The organism is Nocardia cyriacigeorgica (assembly GCF_029868385.1).
In the GTDB taxonomy this organism is placed as follows: Bacteria; Actinomycetota; Actinomycetes; order Mycobacteriales; family Mycobacteriaceae; genus Nocardia; species Nocardia cyriacigeorgica_F.
In genome coordinates, this window is record NZ_JARWNX010000009.1 from 1 (window position 1) to 1,569 (window position 1,569).

At 68.0% G+C, this 1,569-nt stretch carries 2 protein-coding genes; one reads left to right on the plus strand and one right to left on the minus strand.

Features of this window, described 5'->3' with window-relative positions:
• On the minus strand, positions 1-899 hold an 899-nt coding region (locus QH168_RS00475; RefSeq protein ID WP_280232341.1), incomplete at its 3' end, for a helix-turn-helix transcriptional regulator.
• Between the two features lie 81 nt (positions 900-980).
• Here QH168_RS00475 and QH168_RS00480 point away from each other — a divergent pair.
• A complete protein-coding gene (locus QH168_RS00480) occupies positions 981-1,565 on the plus strand; it encodes a VOC family protein (RefSeq protein WP_280232342.1) in 585 nt (194 codons plus the stop codon).
• Positions 1,566-1,569 lie beyond the last annotated feature (4 nt).

Genomic DNA, 1,569 nt, shown 5'->3' on the forward strand with positions numbered 1-1,569 from the left:
GGTGGTCCGTGCACGGTGAACGGTGCTCCGATCGAGACGAGGCAGAAGGCCGCCCAGTCCAGGGATTCGGCGGCGATATGGACTTCGCACGAGTCGGGGTCGATGGCGGCGACGGTGCCGTAGTGGACGATCTCGGCTCGGACCCGGTCGGCGGACGCCTGGACGGTGGCGTGGACCCGATACCTGGAGGGCATCGACCCGATCCGGTCGCGGACGTATTCCACCGGATCGCCGCCGGGCAGGCGGCGCGGTGCGAATCGTGCGCCGGTGCGGCAAGGTCGGGTGATCCGGTCGATTCGGAAGGTTCGCCAGTCGGTGCGCTCGAGATCCCAGGCCAGCAGGTAGAGGCGGCTTTCGACATTGACGATCTGATGCGGTTGGGCGGTGCGATGCGATATGGCCTCGTCGCTGTCGCGGTAGGAGAACGTGACGGTATCGGCGTCCCGGCAGGCGAGCGCCAGCGTGGTCAATGCGGTGACATCGTCGATCCCGGCTCGGTTGTATCCATCACCGGCGGGGGTCGCGACCGTCCGGAGACTGTCGATCCGGCGGCGGAACCGGACGGGAAGGACCTGGACGATCTTGGCCATAGCGCTCATGGCGGCTTCCGCAGAGGCAGGGTGGACGCCGGTGGCGATCTCCTTCAGCCCGAGCACCGTCGCGGCGGCCTCCTCCTCGCCCAGCACCAGCGGCGGCAGGCAGGCACCCGCGCTGAGCTGGTAGCCGCCGCCGGTCCCGCGCGTCGTGACGATCGGATAGCCGATCTGCTGGAGACCGAGTACATCGCGGCGGACAGTCCGCTCGCTGACCTCGAGCCGGCGGGCGAGATCGGCACCGGACCAGTGGCGACGGCTTTGCAGCAGACCGAGGAGCGCGAGGGTGCGGGTGCTGGTGGACACATACCGAGGTTAGGCGCACTTGTGGCCATATTCTGTCCGCAACTGCGGCGAGTCTGGGGGCACCAACCGAAAGGAAACAGTATGTCCACCACTCCCGCCGTCCCCCCGGCGCCCGCCGGATCCGCAACGGTCGATCCCTTCATCTGGACCGATGACGCGGCAGGTCTGCTCGACTTCCTCGTCGATGTGTTCGGGGCGGTCGAGGTCCCCGAGACGCGAACCGCCGATACCGACGGCCTGATTCTGCATTCCGAGCTGCGGATAGGCGATTCGACGCTGACGATCGCCGACCGCAAACCGGACTGGCCGTATACGCCGGCCTTCGTCCGCGTCTACGTCGACGATCCGGCCGCCACGCTGAAACGAGCCGCCGCGCGTGGTGCGCGGATCGTCACCGAGCCCACGGACTTCTGGGGCGACGTACTCTCCCGCTTCGCCGACCCGTTCGGCCATCTGTGGTGGGTGTACAAGCACAATCCGGGTAGCGCGTCCTGGGAGGAAGGATCGGCGGGCGGAACCGGCGAAGGCGACTGGGAGCAGGCCGATTCCGCCGAGGACGGGACGGGCGAGCAGTCCTGGGAGTCGTTCGCCACCCCGGAACTGACCGCCATTCATTCCTCGCTCATGGAAGCGATGGCCTCGCTGAAGGATCCGCGCACCCGCTGACCCG